22 protein-coding genes and 1 riboswitch are annotated in these 24,916 nt (G+C 74.1%); of the genes, 11 read left to right on the plus strand and 11 right to left on the minus strand.

All coding sequences use genetic code 11. The annotated features are described in order from the left end of the window. Window positions 1–18: 18 nt before the first annotated feature. Entirely contained in the window at window positions 19–792 is a 774-nt protein-coding gene (locus AB0924_RS01290) for a VOC family protein (protein ID WP_358938100.1), read from the minus strand. A gap of 134 nt (window positions 793–926) precedes the next feature. Here AB0924_RS01290 and AB0924_RS01295 point away from each other — a divergent pair, with 134 nt between their 5' ends. From AB0924_RS01295 to AB0924_RS01305, 3 genes are all read left to right on the plus strand, one after another. Beyond that, window positions 927–2,480 (plus strand): M1 family metallopeptidase, encoded by a 1,554-nt coding sequence (locus tag AB0924_RS01295; protein WP_366910388.1) that lies wholly within the window; start codon window positions 927–929, stop codon window positions 2,478–2,480. Window positions 2,481–2,652: 172 nt separating this feature from the next. After that, on the plus strand, window positions 2,653–4,584 hold the full coding sequence (locus AB0924_RS01300; protein WP_366910389.1) for a peptidoglycan recognition family protein: 1,932 nt from the start codon (window positions 2,653–2,655) through the stop codon (window positions 4,582–4,584). 112 nt (window positions 4,585–4,696) lie between these two features. Further along, complete coding sequence (locus tag AB0924_RS01305; RefSeq protein WP_358938106.1) at window positions 4,697–5,686, plus strand: NAD-dependent epimerase/dehydratase family protein; 990 nt, start codon at window positions 4,697–4,699, stop codon at window positions 5,684–5,686. Between the two features lie 40 nt (window positions 5,687–5,726). Here AB0924_RS01305 and AB0924_RS01310 read toward each other — a convergent pair whose 3' ends face one another. Both AB0924_RS01310 and AB0924_RS01315 read right to left on the minus strand, forming a co-directional pair. Beyond that, the gene (locus tag AB0924_RS01310; RefSeq protein ID WP_358938108.1) at window positions 5,727–6,839 is read right to left on the minus strand and encodes a HAMP domain-containing sensor histidine kinase; all 1,113 of its coding nucleotides are present in this window, start codon (window positions 6,837–6,839) and stop codon (window positions 5,727–5,729) included. 1 nt (window position 6,840) lies between these two features. Then, the gene (locus tag AB0924_RS01315; protein ID WP_366910391.1) at window positions 6,841–7,578 is read right to left on the minus strand and encodes a response regulator transcription factor; all 738 of its coding nucleotides are present in this window, start codon (window positions 7,576–7,578) and stop codon (window positions 6,841–6,843) included. Between the two features lie 105 nt (window positions 7,579–7,683). Here AB0924_RS01315 and AB0924_RS01320 point away from each other — a divergent pair, with 105 nt between their 5' ends. From AB0924_RS01320 to AB0924_RS01330, 3 genes are all read left to right on the plus strand, one after another. Then, window positions 7,684–8,403, plus strand: a complete 720-nt coding sequence (locus AB0924_RS01320; RefSeq protein ID WP_366910392.1) for a glycosyltransferase family 2 protein — start codon at window positions 7,684–7,686, stop codon at window positions 8,401–8,403. A gap of 63 nt (window positions 8,404–8,466) precedes the next feature. Further along, window positions 8,467–9,078 (plus strand): TIGR04282 family arsenosugar biosynthesis glycosyltransferase, encoded by a 612-nt coding sequence (locus AB0924_RS01325; protein ID WP_358938115.1) that lies wholly within the window; start codon window positions 8,467–8,469, stop codon window positions 9,076–9,078. Continuing rightward, entirely contained in the window at window positions 9,075–9,806 is a 732-nt protein-coding gene (locus AB0924_RS01330; RefSeq protein ID WP_358938117.1) for a methyltransferase domain-containing protein, read from the plus strand. Before AB0924_RS01325 ends, AB0924_RS01330 begins: the two co-directional genes overlap by 4 nt. A 346-nt stretch (window positions 9,807–10,152) precedes the next feature. Here the strand turns inward: AB0924_RS01330 and AB0924_RS01335 are convergent, their stop codons facing one another. Continuing rightward, window positions 10,153–11,391, minus strand: coding sequence for a molybdopterin-dependent oxidoreductase (locus AB0924_RS01335; protein WP_358938119.1), 1,239 nt, complete (start codon window positions 11,389–11,391; stop codon window positions 10,153–10,155). Between the two features lie 194 nt (window positions 11,392–11,585). On the opposite strand from AB0924_RS01335, the gene AB0924_RS01340 reads away from it, so the two are divergent. Then, window positions 11,586–12,887, plus strand: coding sequence for a hypothetical protein (locus tag AB0924_RS01340; protein ID WP_358938187.1), 1,302 nt, complete (start codon window positions 11,586–11,588; stop codon window positions 12,885–12,887). A 49-nt stretch (window positions 12,888–12,936) separates the two neighbouring features. Here the strand turns inward: AB0924_RS01340 and AB0924_RS01345 are convergent, their stop codons facing one another. The 5 genes from AB0924_RS01345 to AB0924_RS01365 form a co-directional block, all read right to left on the minus strand. Continuing rightward, complete coding sequence (locus tag AB0924_RS01345; protein ID WP_366910394.1) at window positions 12,937–13,881, minus strand: MIP/aquaporin family protein; 945 nt, start codon at window positions 13,879–13,881, stop codon at window positions 12,937–12,939. Between the two features lie 101 nt (window positions 13,882–13,982). After that, on the minus strand, window positions 13,983–14,648 hold the full coding sequence (locus AB0924_RS01350; RefSeq protein WP_358938123.1) for an SDR family NAD(P)-dependent oxidoreductase: 666 nt from the start codon (window positions 14,646–14,648) through the stop codon (window positions 13,983–13,985). Between the two features lie 84 nt (window positions 14,649–14,732). Continuing rightward, the gene (locus AB0924_RS01355; protein ID WP_358938125.1) at window positions 14,733–15,449 is read right to left on the minus strand and encodes a DUF4328 domain-containing protein; all 717 of its coding nucleotides are present in this window, start codon (window positions 15,447–15,449) and stop codon (window positions 14,733–14,735) included. A 26-nt stretch (window positions 15,450–15,475) separates the two neighbouring features. Then, window positions 15,476–16,768, minus strand: a complete 1,293-nt coding sequence (locus tag AB0924_RS01360) for a hypothetical protein (RefSeq protein WP_366910395.1) — start codon at window positions 16,766–16,768, stop codon at window positions 15,476–15,478. A gap of 54 nt (window positions 16,769–16,822) precedes the next feature. Continuing rightward, window positions 16,823–17,320 (minus strand): SigE family RNA polymerase sigma factor, encoded by a 498-nt coding sequence (locus tag AB0924_RS01365; RefSeq protein ID WP_358938129.1) that lies wholly within the window; start codon window positions 17,318–17,320, stop codon window positions 16,823–16,825. Between the two features lie 286 nt (window positions 17,321–17,606). Here AB0924_RS01365 and AB0924_RS01370 point away from each other — a divergent pair, with 286 nt between their 5' ends. After that, window positions 17,607–18,350 carry a DUF4142 domain-containing protein gene (locus AB0924_RS01370; protein ID WP_358938131.1) on the plus strand — a complete coding sequence of 248 codons (744 nt, stop codon included), beginning with the start codon at window positions 17,607–17,609 and terminating at the stop codon, window positions 18,348–18,350. On the opposite strand, the gene AB0924_RS01375 is transcribed toward AB0924_RS01370, so the two are convergent. Further along, window positions 18,347–19,993 carry an alpha-amylase family glycosyl hydrolase gene (locus AB0924_RS01375; protein ID WP_366910396.1) on the minus strand — a complete coding sequence of 549 codons (1,647 nt, stop codon included), beginning with the start codon at window positions 19,991–19,993 and terminating at the stop codon, window positions 18,347–18,349. The two genes, AB0924_RS01370 and AB0924_RS01375, sit on opposite strands and share 4 nt — an antisense overlap. Window positions 19,994–20,251: 258 nt before the next feature. Here AB0924_RS01375 and AB0924_RS01380 point away from each other — a divergent pair, with 258 nt between their 5' ends. Together AB0924_RS01380 and AB0924_RS01385 are read left to right on the plus strand one after the other, a co-directional pair. Beyond that, window positions 20,252–21,184: an LAETG motif-containing sortase-dependent surface protein gene (locus AB0924_RS01380; protein ID WP_366910397.1), complete on the plus strand. Its 933-nt coding sequence runs from the start codon at window positions 20,252–20,254 to the stop codon at window positions 21,182–21,184. A 137-nt stretch (window positions 21,185–21,321) separates the two neighbouring features. Further along, window positions 21,322–21,527, plus strand: a riboswitch (cobalamin riboswitch). Between the two features lie 28 nt (window positions 21,528–21,555). Continuing rightward, window positions 21,556–22,641 carry a HoxN/HupN/NixA family nickel/cobalt transporter gene (locus AB0924_RS01385; RefSeq protein ID WP_358938138.1) on the plus strand — a complete coding sequence of 362 codons (1,086 nt, stop codon included), beginning with the start codon at window positions 21,556–21,558 and terminating at the stop codon, window positions 22,639–22,641. Between the two features lie 31 nt (window positions 22,642–22,672). Here the strand turns inward: AB0924_RS01385 and AB0924_RS01390 are convergent, their stop codons facing one another. Beyond that, window positions 22,673–23,659, minus strand: a complete 987-nt coding sequence (locus AB0924_RS01390; RefSeq protein ID WP_366910398.1) for a nucleoside hydrolase — start codon at window positions 23,657–23,659, stop codon at window positions 22,673–22,675. Between the two features lie 450 nt (window positions 23,660–24,109). Here AB0924_RS01390 and AB0924_RS01395 point away from each other — a divergent pair, with 450 nt between their 5' ends. Beyond that, window positions 24,110–24,892, plus strand: coding sequence for a hypothetical protein (locus AB0924_RS01395; RefSeq protein ID WP_358938142.1), 783 nt, complete (start codon window positions 24,110–24,112; stop codon window positions 24,890–24,892). Window positions 24,893–24,916 lie beyond the last annotated feature (24 nt).

A 24,916-nucleotide genomic window follows, 5' to 3' on the forward strand; every position in this document is an offset into this window, starting at 1 on the left:
CGCCCGGCGGGGGACGCCTCAGCCCTGGCGCGGGTTCGGCCGCAGGACGGCGAACACAGACTGGTCGGGGGCGCTCAGCCAGGCGATGGTGCCGACGTCCGGGACGTCCACCGCGGGCATGAGCACCGTCGCGCCGTTGTCCCGCGCGGCGGCGACGACGGCCTCCGGGTCGGACACGGCGAAGTACGGCACCCAGCGCGGGTCCCCCTGGCCGCCCTGCAGCGGGGCCACACCGCCGAAGGCGCCCTCCTGCTGGTCGCCCTCGGCGATGCTGAGCACCTGGTACGTCATGCCGGGTGCCGTCATCTCCGCCGAGCGCCAGCCGAACACCCCGGCGTAGAACGGGATCACCGACTCCGGTTCGATGGCGTGCAGTTCGACCCACACCAGCGCGTTGTCCTCGGACGTCCGCTGGAGCCCCATCGGGGACTGCAGCACCGCGAACCGGGCGCCCTGGGGGTCGGTGAACTGGGCCATCGAACCCTCGCCCACGCTCATCGGCTCGACGCGTACCGTCCCGCCGCCCGCGACCACGTCACGAGCGGTGGCCTGGATGTCGTCGCTGTGGAAGTACGTCGTCCAGGCCGGGGCGGCGCCCGGTTCGGTGAGGCGCCCGAGGGCGGCGACGGTCTTGCCGTCCTTCAGGAAGAAGCCGTAGCCGCCCGCTTCCGGGCCGGCGGAGGCGAACTGCCAGCCGAAGACGGCACCGTAGAAGGCGGCGCTCGCGTCGGTGTCCGGGCTTCCGAGGTCGAGCCAGACGGGCGATCCGGTGCGGAAGTCGGTGCCGAGCATGCGTTCTCCTCCTGGGTCCGGTGCCAAGCCGCCCGCCACTATGCCGTAAACATGGCGAAGAGGTGACAGACAGACATGAAAGTGGTCATAGGAAAATAAGCGGTGATTCATCGCTTTGCTGACATAGTGCGGCCATGAAAATCACGAGGACCGGCAGCCGTGCCCGCACAGCTCGCCCGCGCGGCCGCCGTACCGCCCTCGTGCTCGCCGGCACCGCCCTCCTGGCCTGCGCCCTCTCCTGCTCCGGCGGCCACGACGCGCCCCACCCGGGCCGCCGGGCCCCCGGCTCCGGCGCGGGCGCCACCGGCGCGGCCCCCTCCCCGGGCGCCCGGGGCATCGGCGACCCGCTGCTGCCGCTCGACGGCAACGGCGGCTACACCGTGCGCCGTTACGACCTCGCCTTCGACTGGCGGGCGCCGGGCACGCCGTTCGCGGCCGGCGCCACCATCACGGCCACCGCCACCCAGGCCCTGTCCCGCTTCGACCTGGACTTCGCGGGCAACACGCTGCACACGGTCACCGTCGACGGCCGTACCGCGAGGGCGGAACGCGACGGGGACGAACTCGTCGTCACCCCGGCGCGCCCGGTCGAGGACGGCGCCGCCTTCACCGTGCGGGTCACCTACACCGCCGACCCCGCCCAGCGCCGCCACCGCCGCGACGCGATCGGCGAGTACGGCTGGGTGCCCACCCCCGACGGCACCGTGCTGTACCCGCAGCCCGACGGCGCCAAGATGATCTTCCCGGCCGACGACCACCCCAGCCTGCGGGCGCCGTTCACCTTCCGCATCACCACCCCGGCGGGCCTCTCGGCGGTGGCCAACGGCCGGCTGGTCGAGCGGGCGCGGCTGCCCGGCGGACGCGTCCGGTGGACGTACGACTCCGAGGAGCCGATCGCGGCCCAGCTCGTCCAGGTGGCCATCGGAAGGTTCACGTTCACCGACGGCACCGGGCCGCACGGTCTGCCGGTACGGGACGTGGTGCCCGAGGACCTCGTCGCGGACACCGCGGAGCACCGCGCCCTCACCCCGGAACACCTGGCCTGGCTGGAACAGCGGCTCGGCCCCTACCCGTTCCGCCGCTACGGCGTGCTGGTCGCCGACACCGACCTGCCGGTCGCGCTGGAGACCCAGTCGCTGTCCGTCGTGCCGAGGGACAGCCTGCTGGGCGACCGGGTGCACGCCGAACGGGACCTGGTGCACGAGCTGGCCCACCAGTGGACGGGCGACAGCGTCGCCCTGCGGCGGTGGTCGGACCTGTGGCTGAGCGAGGGTCACGCCCGTTTCTACGAACGCCTCTACTCCGATTCGCACGGCGGGGTGTCCCTGGAGGACGCGATGCGGGACGCGTACGAACAGCACGACCAGTGGCGGCACGACGACGGGGCGCCCGCCGAACCCACCGAGCCGTCCCTCTTCCGGAACATCCGCTACGACGGCTCCGCGCTGGTGCTCTACGCGCTGCGGGAGGAGGTCGGCGAGGAGACCTTCGAGCGGATCGAGCGGACGTGGGTGTCCCGGTACCGGGGCCGGGCCGCCGGCACCGCGGACTTCGTCGCGCTCGCCTCCGGGGTCGCCGGCCGGGACCTGAGACCGTTTCTGACGCCGTGGCTGTACGGGCCGCACACCCCGCCGATGCCCGGGCACACCGACTGGCGGGTGGACCCCGTCGAGGACGACGGGGACTGAGCGTTCACGCCGCCGACCGGGTGGCCTGGGCGGGGTCACTGGTCCACGCCGGTGACCCTTGGCGCGACGTGGCGCCGTACGGACGGCAGCGTTGACGGGGTGGCGGTGGAGCATTCGCTCCCCTGGGCAGCACGAGCGCGGTCGGAGGCCCTTGCGTATGTGGAGTCGTGTCATGTCCCGTGTCCCCGGTGCCGTGCGTGGACGCAACGGGCTGATCTGCGCCACCGCATCGGCGGCGCTCCTGCTGCCACTGCTGGCCTGGCCGTCCGACGACGGCGGGACGGAGGACCGGCGGCTCCAGGACGACTTCGCGACCGCCGCGCAGGACTACCACGTGCCGGTGAGCGTCCTCATGGGCGTGTCCTACCTCCAGTCGCGCTGGGACTCCCATCCGGGTGTCCCCAGCACCGGCGGCGGCTACGGGCCGATGCACCTGGTGGACGCCGGCCTCACGGGGGCGGCGGGTCCCTCGCCCCGGCCCGCGGCCCGGCCCGCGCGCGGCCGTCCGGAGCAGCAGGCGGCGGACCTGCGCCGGGCCGCCCGCCTGACCGGGGAGGCGACGGACCGGCTGCGGCTGGACGCCGCCGCCAACGTGCGCGGCGGCGCCGCCCTGCTGGCGGCGACCCAGAAGGCGCTCGGCAAGCCGCTGAGCAAGAACCCGGCGGACTGGTGGGACGCGGTGACCCGGTTCTCCGGCTCCAGCGACAGGGCGGAGGCGGCGACGTACGCGCACGACGTCTTCGAGGTGATCCGGCAGGGCGCCCACCGCACCACCGACGTGGGCCAGCGGGTCAGCCTGGCCGCCCGCCCCGAGGTGCGCTGGAACCCCGCCGGCCGGTCGGGCCCGCAGCGGGCGCAGGACCCCGAGTGCCCGCCGGAGCTGTCCTGTTCCTGGCTGAGCGCGTCCTACGACACCACCGACGACGAGGGCGGGTACGGCAACCACGACCTGGCCGACCGGCCCCGGGACCAGAAGATCGACTACATCGTCATCCACGACACCGAGGCGATCCTGCCGAACATGTTCAAGACCGTGCAGGACCCGACGGAGGCGTCCTGGCACTACTCGATCAGCTCCCGTGACGGCCACGTCACCCAGCACATCAAGACCAAGGACGAGGCCTGGCACTCGGGCAGCCAGTTCGTCAACGCCCGCTCGATCGGCATCGAGCACGAGGGCTTCCTCACCCAGCCGGACGCCTGGTTCTCCGAGACGATGTACCGGACCTCGGCCCGCCTGGTGCGCTACCTGGCGAGGAAGTACGGCGTCCCGCTGGACCGGCAGCACATCTTCGGCCACGACAACGTGCCCGCCCCGACCGCCGGCTCCATTCCCGACATGCACGACGACCCCGGCCCGTTCTGGGACTGGCGGCACTACTTCGACCTGCTCGGCGCCCCGCTGAAGGCGACGGCGGGACCGGACAGCCCCATGGTGACCGTGCTGCCCGACTACGCCACCCACAAGCCGCGGTTCACCGGGTGCACCGGGAAGGGCGACCCGTGCGCGCCGCACGGCTCCAGCGCCGTACGCCTGCACACCGAGCCGTCCGACGGCGCGCCGCTGATCCAGGACATGGGCCGGCACCCGGACGGCGACGACTCCACGGAGGACGTCAACGACCTGGGCTCGCGGGTCTCGGCCGGCCAGACGTTCGCGGTCGCCGAACGCAGCGGCGACTGGACGGCGATCTGGTTCCAGGGCAACAAGGCCTGGTTCAAGAACCCGAAGAAGCACCCGACGGCCGTCGGCGCGGCCGGCCGGATGGTCACGCCCAAGGAGGGCCTGAGCGAGATCCCGGTGTTCGGGCGAGCGCTGCCGGACGAGGACGCCTACCCGGACGGCGTGGACGAGCAGCCCGAGTCGCCGCTGCCGTACGACCTCCGCGCGGGCCAGCGGTACGTGACCCGGTCCAGCGTGCTCGGTACCTGGGCCGGCAAGTCCTACGGCAGCGCACCGAACCCGGTGGTGAAGGGCCGCGAGCGCTACTACGAGATCCAGTTCGGGCACCGGCTCGCCTACGTCCGGGAGCAGGACGTGGACCTGGTGAAGGCGCCGTCCGCGAAGGCCCCGGAATCCGGGGCGGCCGGCCCCCTGAACTGACGCGGCCTTCCCCGCGGGCCCGCCGGGGAGGCGGTGACGGGGTCCTTACGGACTCGTGACGCGCCGTCCGCCGGACGGGGGCCGGGGCCGGACCCGGGCCTAGCGTGGGCGTATGCGCGTACTGGTCACCGGCGGTGCCGGGTTCATCGGGTCCCATGTCGTCGACGCCCTGCGGGCGCGCGGGCACGAGCCGGTCGTGTACGACGTCCGGGACGATCCCGCGGCCGACGTGCGCGACCCGGCGGCGGTCGCCCGCGCGCTCGCCGGGGTGGACGCGGTCTGCCACCAGGCGGCCATGGTGGGCCTCGGCGACGGCGTCGCGGACGCGGCCGAGTACGTCTCCCACAACGACCTGGGCACCGCCGTCCTGCTCGCCGCGATGGCCCGGGCGGGCGTACGGCGGCTGGTGCTGGCCGGCTCGATGGTGGTGTACGGGGAGGGCCGCTACGAGTGCCCCGCGCACGGCGTCGTACGTCCCGGCCCGCGCGCCGAGGCCCGGCTGGCGGCCGGCCGCTTCGAGCCGGACTGCCCCTCCTGCGGCGCCGAACTGGCCCCGGGACCGGTCGCCGAGGACGCCCCGGCCGACCCGCGCAACGTCTACGCCACCACCAAGCTCGCCCAGGAGCACCTGTCCGCCGCCTGGGCGCGCTGCACCGGCGGTACGGCCGTCTCGCTGCGCTACCACAACGTCTACGGCCCCCGGATGCCCCGCGACACCCCGTACGCCGGGGTCGCCTCCTTCTTCCGCTCGGCCCTCGAACGCGGCGAGCCGCCAAGGGTGTTCGAGGACGGGCGGCAGCGCCGGGACTTCGTCCACGTGCGTGACGTGGCCGCCGCCAACGTGACCGCGCTGGAGGCCGGGGCACGCCCCGGAACGCTCACCGCGTACAACACCGGCAGCGGTGAGCCGCGCACGGTCGGCGAGCTGGCCCGCGCCCTGGCCGCCGCCCACGGCGGCCCGGAGCCGCTGGTCACCGGCGAGTACCGGCTGGGGGACGTCCGCCACATCACGGCGGACTCCTCCCGCCTGCGCGCGGAACTCGGCTGGAAGCCGGAGACCGGTTTCGCGGCGGGGATGCGGGAGTTCGCGCGGGTCCGGTGAGCACCGGGCGCCTCCTCGAGTGCCGCCGCCGCGTCCCCGCCTACGTCCCGGCCGCCGGGAGGGTCACCTCGAAGCGGCAGCCGCCCGGGATGTTGCGCACCGAGGCGTGGCCCTGATGCGCCTCCACGATCCCCCGTACGATCGCCAGGCCGAGACCCGCCCCCGCCGGGGGCGTCCGGGCGTCCGTGCCGCGCCAGCCGGTGTCGAAGACGCGGGGCAGGTCCTCCTCGGGGATGCCGCCGCAGCCGTCCGTCACCGACAGCACCACCCCGCCGGGCGCGCGTTCGGCGGCGACGGCGACGGTGCCGTCGGCGGGGGTGCGGCGGATGGCGTTCACCAGCAGGTTGGCCAGCACCCGGCTCATCTCCTTGCCGTCGACCTCCACCGGCACCGGCTCCACCCCGTCCCCGACGAGCCGTACACCGTGCTCGCGGGCGAGCGGTCCGACGCCCGCGAGGGCGTCGCCGACCAGGTCGTACAGGGAGACACGGGCCGGGCTGAGGGGGAGTGTGCCGGCGTGGATGCGGGAGAGCTCGAACAGGTCGCCGACCATGTCGTTGAGGCGTTCCACCTCGGTGCGGATCTGCTTGAGGTAGCGGTCCGGATCGGTGGCCACCCCGTCCTCCAGCGCCTCCGACATGGCACGCAGCCCGGCGAGCGGGGTGCGCAGGTCGTGCGAGATCCAGGCGACCAGCTCGCGCCGGGAGGTCTCCAGCGCCCGCTCGCGGTCCCGGGAGGCGGCCAGCCGGGCGCTGGTCGCGGCCAGCTCGCGGCTCAGCGCGTCCAGTTCGGCGGTGGCCGGGACGGCGGGCGCGGCGAAGGCGCCGCCGTCGCCGAAGTGCCGTGCGGCCTCGGTGAGTTCCCGGCTGCGGGCGACGACCCAGCGGCCCAGCAGCAGTGCGGTGGCCAGGGAAACGACGGCCGCCATCGCGACGACGGCGGTGACGACCCGCAGATCGTGGGAGGACAGGAACATCGCCCGGGCCACGGCCATGGTCCCGGCAAGCATGGCCACCACCCCGACGGCCGCCACCACGGCGAGCGAGGCGGTGAGGGAGCGTCTGCGGATCAGGCGCAGCACGGCCGCGCCGGCGAGGCCGGTGGCTGCGGCGCCGAGGAAGGCGTAGAGGGCGATGAGGAGGTTGTCGCGCACGTCAGACCGCCTCCTTCCCCGTGGCGTCGAAGCGGTATCCGACGCCCCACACGGTCTGGATGAGGCGGGGCCGGGCCGGATCGTCCTCGACCTTGCCGCGCAGCCGGCGGACATGGACGGTGACGGTCGACAGGTCGCCGAAGTCCCAGCCCCACACCTCCCGCATCAGCTCCTCCCGGCCGAACGCCCGGCCCGGATGCCGCAGGAAGAAGGCGAGCAGGTCGAACTCGCGCAGGGTGAGCAGCAGTTCATCGCCGTCCTTGGTGGCGCGGCGGGCCTGCGGGTCCACGGTCAGGCCGGCCGCGCCGAGCCGGCCGCGCGGTGCGGCGGGCCGGGCGCGGCGCAGCACCGACTCCACCCGCAGCACCAGTTCGCGCGGGCTGAACGGCTTGGTGACGTAGTCGTCGGCGCCGACCTCCAGGCCGAGGATGCGGTCGTCCTCGTCGCCGCGCGCGGTGAGCATGACGACCGGCACCGAACCCCGCTCGCGCAGCCGGCGGCACACCTCCAGGCCGTCCATGCCGGGCAGCATCAGATCGAGCACCACCAGGTCCGGCCGGTGCTCGGCGGCCCGGTCGAGGGCGGCGGGCCCGTCACCGGCCCGGTCCACGGCGAACCCGGCACGGTCCAGATAGCCCGCGACGACCTCGGCGACGGTCGGGTCGTCGTCCACGACGAGGATCCGGCCCCGGCTGTCCGGCCGCCGGCCGGTGTCCGGCGATACGTATGGCTGCTGCATGTCTCCCACCCTGGCACCGCGCCGCCGCCCCGGCCCCGTCCCGGCTGCGACGTCCGGGTTTCGTAAGGAGCGGATGTCCGGTTCGTCACGGTTCGGCTTCGTAGGGTGAACGCCGTGACCACCTCACCGTGCCCCACCGGCGTGGATGTCGTCCTGCCCTGTCTGAACGAGGCCGCCGCCCTGCCCTGGGTGCTGGAGCGCATTCCGCCCGGCTGGCGCGCCCTCGTCGTCGACAACGGGTCCACCGACGGCTCCGCCGGTCTCGCCCGCGCCCTCGGCGCCACCGTCGTCACCGAGGAACGGCGGGGCTTCGGCGCCGCCTGCCACGCGGGGCTGCTGGCCGCCACCGCCGACGTGGTGTGCTTCTGCGACTGCGACGCCTCCCTCGACCCCGCGCACCTGGTCCCGTTCGTCCGCGAGGTCCAGGGCGGCGGGGCCGATCTGGTCCTCGGCCGGCGCCGCCCGCAGGCCCGGGGCGCCTGGCCCGCCCACGCCCGGGCCGGCAACCTGGCACTGGCCCGTCTGCTGCGCCGCCGCACCGGGCTGCGCCTGCACGACCTCGGCCCGCTGCGCGCCGCCCGCCGGGAGGCCCTGCTCGCCCTGGACCTCACCGACCGGCGCAGCGGCTATCCCCTGCAGATGGTGGTGAGCGCCGCCGACGCCGGCTGGCGCGTCACCGAGCACGACGTCCCCTATCTCCCGCGCACCGGCACCTCCAAGGTCACCGGCACCTGGCGCGGCACGTGGCACGCCGTGCGGGACATGAGCACGGTCCTGAAGGAGCCGCCCGCCGTCCGCCCCCGGCCGCGGGCCGGCGGTGGCTGACCGCGTGGTCCCCCGCGCCCCCGAGGACTCGCACCACCCCGCGCCGCACAAGGAGACCGAATCATGATCACCCTCCTGGTCATCGCCAAGGAACCCCGCCCCGGCAGGGTCAAGACCCGCCTCACCCCGCCCTTCACCCCCGCCCAGGCCGCCACCCTCGCCGAGGCCTCCCTCACCGACACCCTGCGCGCCGTGGCCGGGACGCCCGCCGCCCGCAGGCTCCTCGTCCTGGACGGCCGGCCCGGTCCCTGGCTCCCGCCCGGCTTCGACGTCGTCCCCCAGTGCGCCGGCGGCCTCGACGACCGCCTCGCCGGCGCCTTCGCCCACTGCCCCGGCCCGGCCCTGCTGATCGGCATGGACACCCCGCAGGTCACCCCCGCCCTGCTCACCGTGGACTTCGCGGACTGCGACGCGTACTTCGGCCCGGCCGAGGACGGCGGCTTCTGGGCGCTGGGCCTGGCCCGCCCCGAGCCCGCGCTGCTGCGCGGAGTGCCCATGTCGACACCGGTGACCGGGGCCGTGCAGCGGGAGCGGCTGGTGGCCGCCGGGCTGCGGGTGCGGGACCTGCCCAGGCTGCGGGACGTCGACACCGCCGCCGACGCGCGCGCCGTCGCCGCCCTGGCCCCGCACGGCGCCTTCGCCGCACGGCTCGCCCGCTGCGCGGCCGGCCGGTGAGCGCGGCCGGCGCCCCGCCCGCCTGGGCGGCCTGCGATCCGTACGCCGCCGCCGTGCTCAGCGGCCGGGGCCCGCTGTTCCTGCGCCACGCCGACGGCCGGCTGCTGCCCCTGGAGGTGGAGCGCTGGTGCGCGGGCGCGGACGCCGTGGACCGGGCGGTGCTGGCCCGCTGCGAGGGCGCCGTCCTGGACGTCGGCTGCGGACCGGGCCGGCTGGTCGCGGAACTCGCCGCCCAGGGCCGCACCGTGCTCGGAGTCGACGTCTCCGGGGCCGCCGTCACCCGCACCATCACCGTGGGCGGCCAGGCGCTGCGCCGCTCCGTCTTCGGCCCGCTGCCCGGCGAGGGCCGCTGGGGGACCGTCCTGCTCATGGACGGCAACGTCGGGATCGGCGGCGACCCGGACGCCCTGCTGCACCGGATGGGACAACTGCTGCGTCCCGAGGGCCTGCTGATGGTCGAGACCGATCCGGCGGACCTCGACGAGCGCGCCGAGGTGCGGGTCGTGCGCCATGGCCGGGAAACGGACGGCGAACCGTTCCCGTGGGCCCGGATCGGCACCCCGGCCCTGCTCCGGATCGCGGACCGGGCCGGGTGGCGGACGGCCGCTCAGTGGACGGGCGGTGAGCGCCGCTTCGTCGCCCTGCGCACGCCGGGCCCCCGCAGCACCAGCAGCAGCGCCGAGCCGCCGAAGAGCACGGCCGTGATCAGCAGCCAGCGGCCGAGGTAGACGTCGGCGGACATGCCGGTGGCCGCGCGGTAGCGCCGGTCCACCAGGTTCAGGATCAGCGGGAACCAGACGAGCAGCAGCAGTCCGGACAGCACGGCCGGCACCCGCACGTACAAGATCCACCCGCGCCGTCCGGCGGCGCCGAGCCCGCGGACCAGCGCCCGGTCCGCCGCCGAGTACAGCGGCAGCAGCACCAGGTCGTGCAGCAGCGCGGCGCCCACGATCCACAGCGCGATCCCGCGCCAGTCACCGGCGAGCAGCCGCACCCCCGCGTACCCGGCGAGCGCGAACGAGCAGCCGAGCAGCAGCAGTTGGAACGGGCTTCCGACCGGGAAACGGCGCCGCATCACAGGTCTCCGAAGGTCAGCCGGGCCACCCACTTGGTGTTGAGCACACCGGGCGCCGCGGGCACGATGATCCGCGCCGGATAGCCGTGGTCCATGGACAGGTCCTCACCGTTGACGGACAGGGCGAGCAGCGAGCGGCCGTCGGCCACCTGGTTGGCGCGCAGGGCCACGCGGCGGAAGGCGCCGTGCCGCTGCAAGGACTCCACGAACACGTCCGGCACCTCGCCGTCGTACCCGGCGAGCGCCGCGAGGTCGCGCAGCCGCACCCCGCGCCACCACTGATCGGCGGTCGACCAGCCCTCCACGCAGGCGATGGGCAACGACGAGCTGTGCTGGGGCAGTCGCAGCAGTTCGGCACGGCTGAGGCGGACCGTGCCGGTCCGCCCGGTGACGACGAGCCGCCACGCCTCCTCGCCGGTCTCCGCCGCGTCGATCCCGGCGTACCCGGCCGTCTTGTTGATCTGGAAGCCGTTCGGGCCGCCGCCCGGGTCGGGCCCGCCGTGCGGCGCGAGCAGCGCGGTGCGGCGGAACGGGCCGCCCAGGCTCTGCCCCACCGTGGTCAGGAACAGCAGCAGTGAACCGCCGCCGACCAGCCACAGCGCCCCGCGCCGGGAGACTGTGGGCGGGTCGGGGCGCGGGGCGACCAGGTCGCTCTCCGGCTCCCCGCGCAGCCGCCGCCGTACGGTGCGCACGGCCGTCGGCGCCTTCAGCACGGCGTGCGCCACGAACGCGGCGAAGAACACCCAGGCCCCGTAGAAGTGCAGCGGGTAGAAGGAGCCCGGGAAGACGTAGGCGAGCTGGACGTTGAGCACCCCGGTGGTGAACTCGAACAGCCCGCCGCCGACGAGCAGCAGCAGGGAGAGCCGCTCCAGCGCGTGCGCGAGGGAACGGGCCGGCGGCAGGGTGAACAGCCGGGGCACCACCGACCACAGCTTGGCAAGCAGGACCGGGACGAGGGTGACGCCGAGGGTGACGTGGACGCCCTGGGTGAACCGGTACAGCCATACCGGGCCGACCGGCCAGGCGAAGAGGTAGAAACCGAGGACGCCCTTGTCCGGCGTGGTGTCGTTCACCGGGGACAGGTTCGGGTTGTAGGCGGCGTACGAGACCAGCCCGGTCACGAACAGCACGGTGATGCCGGCGAGCAGGACGAGGCCGAGCACCGAGGTGAACCAGGGCCCGCGCAGGGGGCTGCGCCAGAAGCCGGGGGCGGTGGGAAGCCGGGGATGGTCACGCATGTGCCGACGGTAGGCCGCGAGGGGTCCGGAAAAGGGCCCGCGACCGGTGACGAAACGCTGACGTCCGCCCTGCGCGACGGTCCCGGCGCGGCCGTGCGGCCTAACGTGCCGACGTGACCCACTCCCTCCGCCGCGACGCCGGCCGCGATCCCCGCCCGGCCGGCGGTGACGCCCGGCGCGGCCTCCGCCATGACCTGTACGCCGCCGGGGCCGCCGCCCTGCTGGTGACGGCCGCCGTGCTGACCGGCCGCCACATCCAGTCCACCCGCCACACCCTGTTCGTGCACTGGCCGCCCCTGCTGGCGAAGTGGGACCCGCACCTGGGCCCCGGCACCCCGGCCGCCGTGCTCCTCGCCGCGGCCGGGGTGGCGTACGGCCCGTCGCTCGCCGGCCGCCTGCCCTGGCGGGCGCTGCTCGCGGCGGCCTGGGCGGCGGCGACGGCCTGGATCCTCTCCCTCGCCCTGGTCGACGGCTGGCACCGGGGCGTCGCGGGCCGTCTCACCACCCGCGAGGAGTACCTCCGGGTCATCGGCCGCTTCCACGACATCCCGGCCGCCCTGCGCGACTTCAGCCACCACATCGTGGCCGGCACCCCCGCTCCCTGGCCGGCCCATGTCGCGGGCCACCCGCCCGGTGCCACGCTCACCTTCGTCCTCCTCGACCGGGCCGGGCTGCGCGGGGGCGGCTGGGCCGGGCTGTGGTGCGTGCTCACCGGCGCCACGGCCTGCGTGGCCGTCCTGGTCGCCGTACGGGCCCTGGCCGGCGAGGCGTTCGCCCGCCGCGCCGCGCCCTTCGTGGTGCTGGCCCCGGCCGCGGTCTGGACCGGCACCTCGGCGGACGGCTGGTTCGCGGCGGTCGCGGCCTGGGCGGTGGCCCTGCTGGCCCTCGCGGTCACCCGGCGCTCCCTGCCGTGGGCGGCCGCCTCCGGCCTGCTGTTCGGCCTGACCTGCTATCTGTCGTACGGGCTCACGCTCATCGCCCTGCCCGGCGCGGCCGTGCTGTGGACGGCCCGGGACGGGGTCCGCCGGCGTCCCGCCCTGCTCCTGGCCCTGCTCGCCGGACTGGCCGTCGTACCCCTGGCGTTCACGCTCGCCGGGTTCGACTGGTGGACGGCGTACCGCCTGCTGGTGACCCGTTACCACCAGGGCGTCGGCGGCACCCGGCCCTACGGCTACTGGGTGTGGGCCAACCTGGCCTGCACCGTGCTGATCACCGGTCTGGCGACGGCGGCGGGCCTGCGCCGGACCGCCGGCGTGCTCGCCCACCGCGCGTCCCCCGCCGCCGTCCGCCTGGCGGTCCTCGTCTGCGCCGCCCTCCTCGCCCTGCTGACCGCCGATCTGTCCGGGATGAGCAAGGCCGAGACCGAGCGGATCTGGCTGCCGTTCGCGATGTGGCTGCTCCCGGCTTGCGCGTACCTGCCGTGCCCCCGGGCCTGGCTCGCCGCGCAGACGGCTCTCGCCCTGCTCCTGAACCACCTGCTGCTTACCGGGTGGTGAGGGGGCGAGGACGGGGAAGCCGGTCCACAGCCTGTGGACGGGCCGGCGCCTAGTAGTCCTCCTCCTTCACGGCCCGGGAGCGGCCCGGCTCGGGCAGTTCGCCCAGCTCGCCGCGCACCACCAGCACATCGCCGATGAACAGGTCGTAGACCAGGATGCCGATCACGGCGCCGATCAGCGGCCCGACGATCGGGATCCACCAGTACGCGCTGAACGAGCCGGCCACACTGCCCGGGAAGGCGAGACTGTCCCAGCCCGCCGCCCAGGTGAACAGCCGTGGCCCGAAGTCGCGGGCCGGGTTGATGGCGTAGCCCGCGTTCGCGCCGTACGACATGCCGATCGCGGCGACGACGAAGCCCACGACCAGTGGTGCGAGGTTGGCCTTCACGGCCTGGTTGCGCAGGTCGAGGACGGCGGCGATCAGCATCAGCAGGAAGGCCGTACCGACGATCTGGTCGATCAGCGGCCCCCAGATCCCGCCGTGGAAGTACGGGGCCGGGAACGTCGCGAAGATCGAGAAGGTGGCATTGGTGTGCCCGTTCACCTTCGGCCCCGGCACGGCCGCGTCGAAGGCGTTGATCGCCTGGTGGTAGACGAGGTAGACCAGCGCCGCTCCGGTGAACGCTCCCACGATCTGCGCGAACCAGTACGGCAGCACCTTGGCCCAGGGGAACCCGCGGCGCACGGCCATGGCCAGCGTCACCGCCGGATTGATGTGCGCGCCGCTGACGCCGCCGGCGACGTAGACGCCGAAGACGACGGCCATCGCCCAGCCCCAGGTGATCAGCAGCCAGTCACCGGCCGCCAGGAAGATCGTCGTGGGGGTGGCGGCACGGCCCGATCCGGGCAGCGCGGCGACCGCCATCGCGACCACACCGCAACCGAAGGAGATGAGGACGAAGGTCCCCAGGAACTCCGCCAGACACTCGCCCAGCAGCCCTCCCCGGCTTCGCAGCCGGGACGGCTTGATGAGCGAAGGGATTTCCACAGCCATTGAGGCCCCCTCGAAGAGAGCGATGCGGCCAACATCACCATATTGGCCCACAAATGCTCTTCACGCAGGGCAACGTCCGGTACCCCGGCCCGCCTGCGGTTTCAGCCGTCGAGGTCGTCGGCGTAGTGCCGGAATCCGCGCCGGTCGCGGTGCATGGCCCACAGGGTGTCCGCCAGCACGGCCGGGTCCTTGCGCACGTGCCCGGGTGTGATCGACCCCGGGATGATCAGCTGGGCGACGTGGATGCCCTCGCCGGCCAGCCGGTCGTGCAGCAGATGCCCGTACGCGCTCTCCGCGGCGAACGCGATCGAGGTGCCGGCCCGCTCGGGATGGGGCACGGCGGCCGTACCGCCGTTGACGAAGAGGATGGTCCCGCGGCCCAGCTCCCGCATGCCCGGCAGCACCTGCTGTACCGCCGCGACCGGTCCGTACACGGAGAACTCGATCGGCCCGAGCAGATCCCGGTACCGGGTGTCCAGCACCGGCCGCATGAAGTCCCGGTGCGGCACCGGGCTGTACTGGAGCACCTCCACGGTCCCGAGGGCGCGGCCGGCGTCCTTCAGCGCGGCCGCCAGTTCCTCCGGCCGGCGCACGTCGGCGGCGAAGCCACGCGCGGTGACCGCGTCGGCGGCCAGTTCACGGACCAGGTCGTCCAGCCGCCCCGGGTCCCGCGCGAGAAGGGCGACGTCGTAGCCCTCCCGCCCGAAACGGCGGGCGACGGCGGCCCCCAGCCCGGGACCGGCCCCGACGACGGCGATGACACTCACGGAAGAAATCCTCCCCGTCCCACGGCCACCTCACCACCCGCACGGCGCACGAGACCGCCGTGCGGGCCGCACGCGGGTTCCCCGTCACCCGCCGACGACGCCCGCGGACTCCTTGTCCACCCCTCGGCCCCGCTGCCGCCGGATCCGCTCCACCTGCGCGGTGGTGACGGCCCGCACGGCGAACGCCCCGGCCACGGCGGCCCCGACCACGGCGGTGTCGGCGACGAGCAGCGGCCACACCTCCTCGTAGGCCCGCGCGATGACCTCGTCCGTCGAGTCGTGCGACACCAGTCCGACCCCGCCGAACATGCCGATCAGCAGGAGCACCCACCACACGTTGACGGAGACGGGCAGCTTCCGTTCCGGGGCGGTGGCCCGGAAGGCGTCCGCGACGATCCCGCGCGGGAACCAGAGGTTCACGACGGGCACGATCCACCCGAGATACACCCAGATCCCGGCGTACTTCGGCGCCCGCCCCGACAGCACCCGCGCGTTGTCCCGCACCCGCCGCAGCCAGGCCAGGAACACCAGCGCGCACACGAGGGCGACGGCACCGCCCAGCGAGGTCACGACGTGGTACGAGTCCTCGAGCCCGTTGAGCGGCCGGTGCACCCCGTCCCCCTGGTCCGGCGGCCCCGAAGCGGGCTCTCCCGCCACGGCCAGCCTGATCTCCCAGACCGCCCGCACCACCCAGGCGGCCCCGGCCGCCAGCAACGCCCCGCCGGCCAGCCACCCGGCCGTCCGGACGGACCGCGCGTCGAGCCGCCCGCGAGCGGCTTCCTCCCCCATGTCTTCGTCCACGGGCCCATCCTGGCGCATCGGCCCGCTCAGTCCGCGAAGTACCCCTCGTCGAGCGCGATCTCCTGCAGCCGGTCCAGGCTCAGTTCGGGTCGAGGGCGGGTCACCGGGGTGCTCTCCGCGTAGGAGTTGACCTCGCGGACCGTCACTCGGCGGCCGTCGGGGCGCAGGGTGTCGACCAGCCAGACCTGAGCGGGGCCGCCCTTCTCCGAACGGGTCCTGACCCTCTTGATCCGGGTGCCGTCGGGCAGGGTCCTGGCTTCGCAGTCGCCGGATTCGCCGGCGCAGCCCATGTGGCCGGCGAGCTGGGCGGTCGCGTCGTACTGGACGTCGACCTCCACCATGTTCCTGCCGTGACCGTCGTCGTGGACCAACTGGACCAGGCCGACACCGCTGTTCAGGTCGGAGACGGTGCCGTGGGGCAGGTGGGACTCGAGAACGCCGGTCAGGCGGGCGCCGGAGGCCCGGTCCGTGCGGCTCGGGGCGGTGGGAGCGGTGTCCGGGGCCGGCAGAGCGTTGATCGCCTCGTTCCAGGCCGGGCTGCGCACGATCGAGGTGAGCTGGGCGGTCGAGAGCAGCGGGTCGGCTCCGCCGGTGGCGCCCTTCTCGCCGCCACCGCCGAACTCCTGGGCCGTCAGCTGCACCCCGTCGGCGGTCGTCAGGACCACGTACCAGCGCTTCTGGCCGGTGTCGCTGCTGGGGTAGGTGAAGGACCTGGTGGTGTTGAGCACGGCCCCGCCGGGGAGCTTGCGGGTGGTGCACTTGTCGTACGGGCGCGCCTCCACCGGCAGGCACCCGCCCGTGCCCTGCTCGTCGGCGGGGAGGCCGGACGCCAGTCGCGCGATGGTGAGCTCGATGCCGGAGGATCCGGCATCGGTGGAGTACGTGAGCCTGGCACTCGGCCAGACGCCGGAGCCGTCCGGCCGGGAACCCCGGCCCGAGGCGTCGGAGACCGTACCGCCGGGCGGCAACAGGCTCTTCAGTGTGCGGAGCATGTCGTCACCGCTGACCGACGCGTGGCCGCGGGAGGGGGACCGGCCAAAGGACGCCGGGGTGCTCGCCGAGGCGTCGGCACCGAGCCGGCCGCCCGTCCCGCTTCTGGTGCCGAAGGCGTCCGTGGCCATCAGGGTGCCGCCCACGGCGATCACCGTGACGGCCGCCGCGGCGACGCGGGCGGCGCCGAACAGACGCATCCTGCGGCCCCGGGCGACGGAGCGGGTCACCAGGTCGGCCGAATGGGGCGGGAACTCGTCGGCCGCGCCGCTCAGGGCGCGGGTCACCCGTTCCGCGAAGTCGTCGGGGCGGTGCTCGTCGCGTGGCATGGGGTGGGCTCTCCGTTCGTCTGGGGAGGGTGGTCGGGTGGCGGCGCCCGGCCGTCAGGCGGCCAGATCGGCCAACTGGCCGCCGAGGAGGGTGCGCAGCCGCTGCAGGGCGCGTTTGCTCTGCGCCCGGACGGCCCCGGGGGACATCCGCAGGACCTGTGCGGTGTCCTCCACCGAGCGGTCCTCCCAGTAGCGGAGCACCAGCACGGCACGGTCCCTGGCCGTCATCCGCGCGAGGCCGTCCAGCAGCGCCATCCGGAGTTCCGCGTCCCGTGCCGGACCGGCGGCGTCCGGCAGCCGGTCGCTGGGACGCTCGGTGGAGCTGCGACGCCGGCGCTGGGAGAGGAAGGTCCGCACCAGCACGGTGTCGGCATAGGCCACCGGTGAGCCGGCCCGGCTCACCCGCCGCCAGGACCGGAACATCTTGGCGAGGGTCTCCTGCACCAGGTCCTCGGCGAGGTGCCAGTCGCCCGTGAGCAGGCATGCGGTCCGGAACAGCGGTCCGCTGCGGGCGATTGCGAACTCCAGGTAGTCCGCGGGTGCTTCCCTCACCGTGTGTCCCTCCGTGGTCGGACGTCACCCTTTACACGCGATGGGGGCACGGCCGCGTTACGCCCCGGCGCCGGCCGCCGGAAAAGGAGTGCGGCCCGGACACCGTCGTGCGGGGTCCGGGCCGGCGAGAGTTTTTACCCGCTCCACAGAGACGATCGGCCCTCGCATCCGTACTGCTGTGCGTACGAACTGCCCGCGTGTCGTCGGGGGCGGGATCCACGACCGGGCAGGAGGCACGGTGCGCTTTTCGCGGAACGCGACGGGAACTCTCTTCGTGGGCGGTGCGATGGCCCTGACACTCGGCGCGCTCGCCTACCCGAGCATGCTCGGGCTGAGCACGGTCTCCACCTCGCAGACCCGGATCATCGCCCAGACGCAGTGGGGGCCGCTCACCGAGGGCGACCGGGACTTTGTGGTCAAGGTGCGGGCCGCCGGCCTCTGGGAGTACCCGCTCGGCCAGATCGGGCTGCAGAAGGGCTCCTCGAAGGGCGTCCTGGAGGCGAGCAAGCACCTGGTCGACGGGCACGCCGCGCTGGACGCGAGCTGCCGCAAGATCGCGCCCATGCTGAACATCACCCTGCCCAACATCGCGAGCCCCCAGCAGGAGGGCTTCGTCACCCAGCTCAAGGCGGAGAGCGGCAAGTCGTTCGACACCGACTTCGCCAACATCCTGCGGATGACCCACGGCTCGATCTTCAACACGATCGCCAAGATCCGCTCCACCACCAAGAACTCGCTGGTGCGTGCCCTGGCCGACCAGGCCAACAACACCGTGCTGGACCACATCACGGTGATGGAGAAGACCGGTCTGGTCGACTTCGAGCAGACCATCTTCCAGCAGACCACCCCGCCGAAGCTGCCCTCCGACAACCTCACCCCGCCCCCGCCGCCGGCGGGCCAGCCGGAGGTGGTGCTCACCCCGCCGCCGAACGCCACCTCCACCCCGCTGAACCTCGGCGGCCTCACCGGCGACGGCGGCGGCTCCGTCGGGAACGCCCCGGCCCCCACCCCGACTCCGACCGTGGGCTAGCCGAGCCACACCGTGGTGTCCGGCGGGAGCGATCCTGCCTCCGCGAGCGGGGTGCTGGCGAGCAGCACCTCGCCCGGCGGCAGCGGTACGGGCCGCTCGGTGAGGTTGGTGACGCAGCGCCAGTTATCGGTGCGGGCGAAGTCGAGGACACCGGCCGGGGGGCCGGGCGTCCAGGTCAGCGTCTCGCCCTCCAGCAGCTTCCGGCGCAGCCGCAGGGCGGTGCGGTACAGCTCCAGGGTGGAGCCCTCGGCACCGGCCTGCGCCGCGACCGCGTACGAGGCGAAGGACTCCGGCTGCGGCAGCCAGGCGGCCCCCGGCCCGAACCCGTACGAGGGCCCGTCCGAGGTCCACGGCAGCGGCACCCGGCAGCCGTCGCGGCCCTTGCGGACATGGCCGGTCTGCTCCCAGATCGGGTCCCGCAGCACCTGGGTGGGCAGGTCGGCGACCTCGGGCAGGCCGAGTTCCTCGCCCTGGTAGACGTAAGCGGAGCCGGGCAGCGCCAGCATCAGCAGGGTCGCGGCCCGGGCCCGGCGCAGACCGGCCGCCGGGTCGACGGCCGGGGCCCTGCCGCCGGACAGCAGCCAGGCGTTCTCGTCGGTGCCGGGCGGCAGCAGCAGGCGGGACGCGTGCCGTACGACGTCGTGGTTGGAGAGCACCCAGGTGGCCGAGGCCCCGACGGTGCGGGCGGTGGCGAGCGAGCCGGTGATGACCTCGCGCAGCTCGTCCGCGTCCCAGGAGGCCTGCAGATACTCGAAGTTGAAGGCCTGGCCCAGTTCGTCCGGGCGGGCGTACAGGGCGCGGCGGGCGTCCGGGACCCAGGCCTCGGCGACCGCGGTGCGGGGCGGGGTGTAGGCGTCGAAGATCTTGCGCCAGTCGCGGTAGATCTCGTGCACCTCGTCGCGGTCCCAGTACGGGTGGCTGCCGGGCGCGACGCGCAGCAGAGCCTCCTCGCCCGTGGCGCCGATGCCGCCGATGTCCCGCAGCGGCTCGGCGAGGTCCTTGGCGAGGCCGTGCGCGACGTCGACGCGGAAGCCGTCGACGCCCCGGTCGGACCAGAAGCGCAGGGTGGTGCGGAAGTCGGCGCGGACCTCCTCGTTCTCCCAGTTCAGGTCGGGCTGCTCGGGCGCGAAGAGGTGCAGGTACCACTCGCCGTCCGCGGCCCGCCGCCAGGCGCTGCCGCCGAACACCGACTGCCAGTCGGTGGGCGGAAGTTCACCGTGCGTGCCGCGGCCGGACCGGAAGACGTAGCGGTCCCGGGCGGCGGAGCCGGGACCGGCCCGCAGCGCCTCCTGGAACCAGGGGTGCTGGTGCGAGGTGTGGTTGGGGACGATGTCGACGACGACCTTCAGACCGAGCCGGTGCGCCTCGGCCGCCATGGCGTCGAAGTCGTCCAGGGTGCCGAGGCGGGGGTCGACGTCCCGGGGGTCGGCGACGTCGTAGCCGCCGTCGGCCAGTTCCGAGGGGTAGAAGGGGCTCAGCCACAGCGCGTCGACGCCGAGCGTGGCGAGGTGGTTCAGGCGCTGGGTGACTCCCCTGAGGTCACCGAGCCCGTCGCCGTCGGCGTCGGCGAAGCTGCGCGGATACACCTGGTAGACGACGGCCTGGCGCCACCAGTCGGGGTTCCGGGACGAGAGGTCTGCCATACGGGCTCCCTTCGGGGAAGGACGACAGTACAGAGACTGTCCACATTGCCCGGAAAGGGAACCTTCGGACGATGAGGAGTGGATCATTCCTCGTGTGATGGAGTTGTGACGGCCCCATGAACGACCCCTGTATTCACGCAGGTTGACAGGTTTCAGCAGGGCCGATCACCATGGCCTCACACTGTGGCGCATATGACCGATGGGCCGCGTGTCTCTTCTGACTTCTTCGCTCACTCGAGCTTCTGCGATGGGATATCCATGTCCATAGCCAGACGTGTCACCGCGCGCCGCCTGCTGGGGACGGGCGCCGCGTCGATCGCCCTCTGCGCCGCCTCGATCGCCGCCGCCTCCGGCGCCTGGGCCCACGGCACGCACGGCGGTGACGGCTGGAAGGCCGGCGGCCACTACACGCCCGGCACCGGCGCGGGCACCGAGACCGGCACCGACCGCTGCCAGTTCTCGCTGGACGGCGTGAACTTCTTCGACTCGGTGAAGGTCGACGACCAGAACCTCAGGCCGAGCGAGGACGGCAAGGTCCACGTCAAGGTCCGTGCCGCCGGGGACGCCGCCGGCTGCACCGCCTCGCTCGCCTCCTACCTGGCCCACGGCGCGAGCTTCGCCACCTCCGGTGAGCAGGTCTTCGTCGACTTCGACACGGTGGCCGTCAAGCCGGGCGAGACCGACTCCCTCGACATCTCGGTACCGGACGCGGGCTGCTTCGCGCAGATCGACCTCTACCGGGGCGCGGTCAGGTTCGACGGCAAGTCCGGCGCGGACGACGGCTTCGAGCACGGGGCCCTGCCCGAGGGCCCGGACCACCCGGTCATCAAGGACAAGCTGATCGCGGCCTGGAACGGCGGCACGAAGGACTGCACCAGCGTCCCGGAGGAGCCGCAGTCCCCGTCGCCGAGCGCCCCCGCGGAGGAGTCCGCACCGCCCGCGCCGAGCGCCTCGGAGTCGCCCGCGGCGCCGTCCCCGGCCTCCTCGGAGTCCGCGCCGGCCCCGTCGGCCTCCGAGTCGCGGGCCGGCTCGGCGCCCACGCCGGACGGTGGCGGTGACGACGGCGGCGACCTCGCGGAGACCGGTGGCGGCGGCAACTCGGGCCTGATCGCGGGCGGAGCCGCCGTGCTGGTCGCGGGCGGCGCCGCGTTCGTGGTCCTCGCGCGCCGCAGGCGGGGCGCCCAGGGCTGACCGCCCGCCTCCTCACGCACACCACGACCCCCGCCGCTCGCGGCAGCCGCGAGGCCTGCGAGACGGCGGGGGTCGTTCCGTATGTGATCTTGAGTACCCGCGCCGATGTGCGGCTGTACGGACGGGCGTTCACCTGCCTACGGTGGGCGGGCCGTGGTGCTCGGGAAGTCGGTGACGGCCCCTCAGGGGTCCATGCCGACGCGGCCCTCGCCACTGTGATCGGGGAGTTCCCGTCCCGTCCGGCGTCCGCCGGGCCACTGGCCGTGTCCACGGCTGGGAAGGCAGGGACGGCGAACGCACCACCCCGTAAGCCAGGAGACCGGCCACGGCAGCTCACGAGATGATCCACGAGGTGCTGGAGCGTGAATCCGATGGCCGATGCCGCTGCCTTCCGATGGCGACGCGAGGACACGATCAGAACGGCGGGGCTGCTGGCGGTGATCGCCGCCCTGCACGTCGTCGCCTTCGGGGTGCTGTTCCTGCTCGTCGCCCCCGGGCACTACAAGGTCGGGCAGGACGTCTTCGGCGTCGGCCTCGGCGTCACCGCCTACACCCTCGGCATGCGGCACGCCTTCGACGCCGACCACATCGCCGCGATCGACAACACCACCCGCAAGCTGATGGCCGACGGCAGACGGCCGGTGTCGGTGGGCTTCTGGTTCGCGCTGGGGCACTCCAGCGTGGTGGTGCTGCTGGCCCTGCTGATCGCGGGCGGCACCCGGCTCGCCGGCCGGGTCATGGACGAGCACTCGCGCACCCACCAGGTGCTCGGCTTCATGGGCACGACGATCTCCGGCACCTTCCTCTACCTCATCGCCGCCCTCAACCTGGTCGCGCTGGCCGGCATCCTGAGGGTGTTCCGGGCGATGCGGTCCGGTACCTACGACGAGCGGGAGCTGGAACAGCACCTGGACTCGCGGGGCTTCATGAACCGCGTGCTGGGGCGGCTGACCAGGTCGGTGTCCCGGCCGGGGCAGATGTTCCCGCTGGGCTTCCTGTTCGGGCTCGGCTTCGACACGGCCACCGAGGTCACGCTGATGGTGATGGCCGGTTCGGGCGCGGCGGCCGGACTGCCCTGGTACGCGGTGCTGTGCCTGCCGCTGCTCTTCGCCGCCGGGATGAGCCTGTTCGACACCCTCGACGGCACGTTCATGAACTTCGCCTACCAGTGGGCGTTCTCCAACCCGGTCCGCAAGGTGTTCTACAACCTCACGATCACCGGTCTGTCCATCGCCGTCGCCTTCTTCATCGGCACCATCGAGCTGGTCGGGGTCCTGCACGAGAAGTTCGACCTGGGCGACGCCGTGACCGGCTGGATCGCCGGGCTGGACCTGGACAGCGTCGGCTACGTCATCGTCGGGCTGTTCGTGGTGGTGTGGGCGGCGGCGCTGGCGTACTGGCGGCTGGCGCGGGTTGAGGAACGCTGGGCGGCACGGGTCCCGGCGACGTCCGACTGACCCCGGACCCGCGGCCTGCCCTTCCGGTTCCTCACCCCGTCTGTCCCTGAGGCCCCCCGACGGTCTCCAGGTACAGCTTCACGAAGCGGTCCACGTCCACCTGCAACGCCACGTCCACCAGGGCCTGTTCGCGGGCTCCCTCGTGGATCTCGGACTCGCCGGGGCGGGGGCGGCGGTCGACGAGCGTCTGGCCGCGGGCCGGACCGGGCGCGAGGCAGACCTCGACCGGCAGGCGCCGGGTGGTGATGCCCGCCGGATCGGCGACCGCGCACACCGCGCCCGCGTCACCGAGTCCGCCCGCCTCCTCGGCCTCCGGCTCGCCGCCCTGCGCGGTGGGCCGGTGGGCGAGGAGCTCCCCGGCCAGCCGGGTGCCCGGATCGGCGCTGCCGCGCAGCCGGTGCACATCGGTGCCGGGCACGACGACCCGCATGAAGACGTCCAGTCCGTACATCGTGATCGGCACTCCGGCGGTGAGCAGCACCGCCGCCGCCTCGGGGTCGTGCCAGACGTTGAACTCGGCGACCGGCGTGGCGTTTCCGGTCGCGACCGCGCCGCCCATGAACACGATCCGCTCGATGTTGCGGGTCACCTCCGGGTGGGTGCGCAGCAGCAGGGCGATGTTGGTGAGCGGGGCCGTGGGCACGAGGGTGACCGGGCGGGGGGAGGCCAGGATCTCCCGGCGGAGCAGGGTCACGGCGTCCACGTCGGCCGGGGTGCGGGTGGGCGCGGGCAGGCCCAGGTCGCCCATGCCGTCCGAGCCGTGCACGTGCCGGGCCGAGCGGGCGGGTTCGATCAGCGGGCGCTCGGCGCCGCGTGCCACGGGGATGTCGGGGGCACCGGCCCGCTCCAGCACCGTCAGGGTGTTGCGGACCACCCCGTCCACGTCCGTGTTCCCGGCCACGCAGGTGACGGCCCGCAGATCGATCCCCGGGTGGCGTACGGCGAACAGCAGGGCCAGGGCGTCGTCGACGCCGGTGTCACAGTCGATGATCACAGGAATACCGGACTGCCCGGCCACGACGGACTCCTTCCGCCACCGCGGCCCGAGGACTCGCCACGAAGGCCCCCTCAGCCTACGGCCGCCCGGCATTCCCGGCCGCACGGCGATCGCGGGCACCCCGGAGGCGGACATCCGGGCGATCCCCGTCCAGCCCCGTCCGGACAGCCGGGAACGGGCCCCGGGGGCGGGCCTGGGAGCCGAGGCGCGTTCACACAGCGCTCGCACCGAACCGGTGCCGAGGCGGCGGTGCCGAGGCGGTGGTGCCGAGCCGGTGCCGAGCCGGGTGCCGAGGCGGCGGTGCCGAGGCGGCGGTGCCGAGGCGGCCGGACAGCCGCGGGACGCTCGCCGACGCGCCCGATGCCGCCGGACCCGCGTTCTCACCCGGACGGCCCGGAGCGCTGGTGGGCCGGTGAGGGCGGTGGTGCCGTGAGAGGTGGCACCACCACCGGCCGCACAGGAGGCCCACCGATGACCGCCGCGATACGCCCCCGTGCCCTCCCGCTCGCCGCTCTCGCGGCCGGCCTCCTCGCCCTCACCGGCTGCGCGGCCCTGGGCCTGGAGCACCCGCCGACCGCCGAGCAGCCGCTGCCCACCATCGACACGGCCTCGCCCACGCCGAAGGCGTCCGGCCGGGGCGACGGCGCCCTGCTCACCGACGATCAGGCCCGGGCCGCGCTCCTCACCCAGAACGACCTCGGCGCCCCCTGGTCGGCGACGCGCGGGGCGGCCACCTGGCGCGACGCCCTGCTGAAGGCGAGTTCGCGGACGGCGGAGTGCCAGCGCCTGCTCGACGCGCTCTACGCCGACGAACTGCTCGGCGCCCCCGGCCGGGTCGCCGTCGGCCTGGACGACGCCGACACCGACGCCCAGCTCCGCTACCAGATCGGCGCGCGCCGCCCGGCCGACGTCGACGCCGCCCTGGCCTGGCTGCGGACGATGCCGGCGAAGTGCGCCCGGTTCACCGCCACCACGGAGACCGGCCTGGTGGAGGACGTCCAGGTGCAGGAGGCTCCGCTGCCGGAGGTCGGTGACGCGCGCCAGGGCCTGCGGCTCACCCTCTACACCACCACGTCCGGCGGCCAGGACGTCGTCCTCACGATGGACGTGGCCGCCGTCCGCGTCGGAGAGGACTCCTTCGCGCTCACCAACGGGGGCCTGGGCGACGTGCCGAACGAGGCGACCCAGGCGGCCGTCCAGATCGGCGCACTGCGCCTGGCGGACGTCCGCAAGCAGGGCCGCGCCGAGGTCTGACAGGCCCGGAGAGCCCGGGCCAGC

The organism is Streptomyces sp. NPDC047869, from assembly GCF_040704065.1.
In the GTDB taxonomy this organism is placed as follows: domain Bacteria; phylum Actinomycetota; class Actinomycetes; order Streptomycetales; family Streptomycetaceae; genus Streptomyces.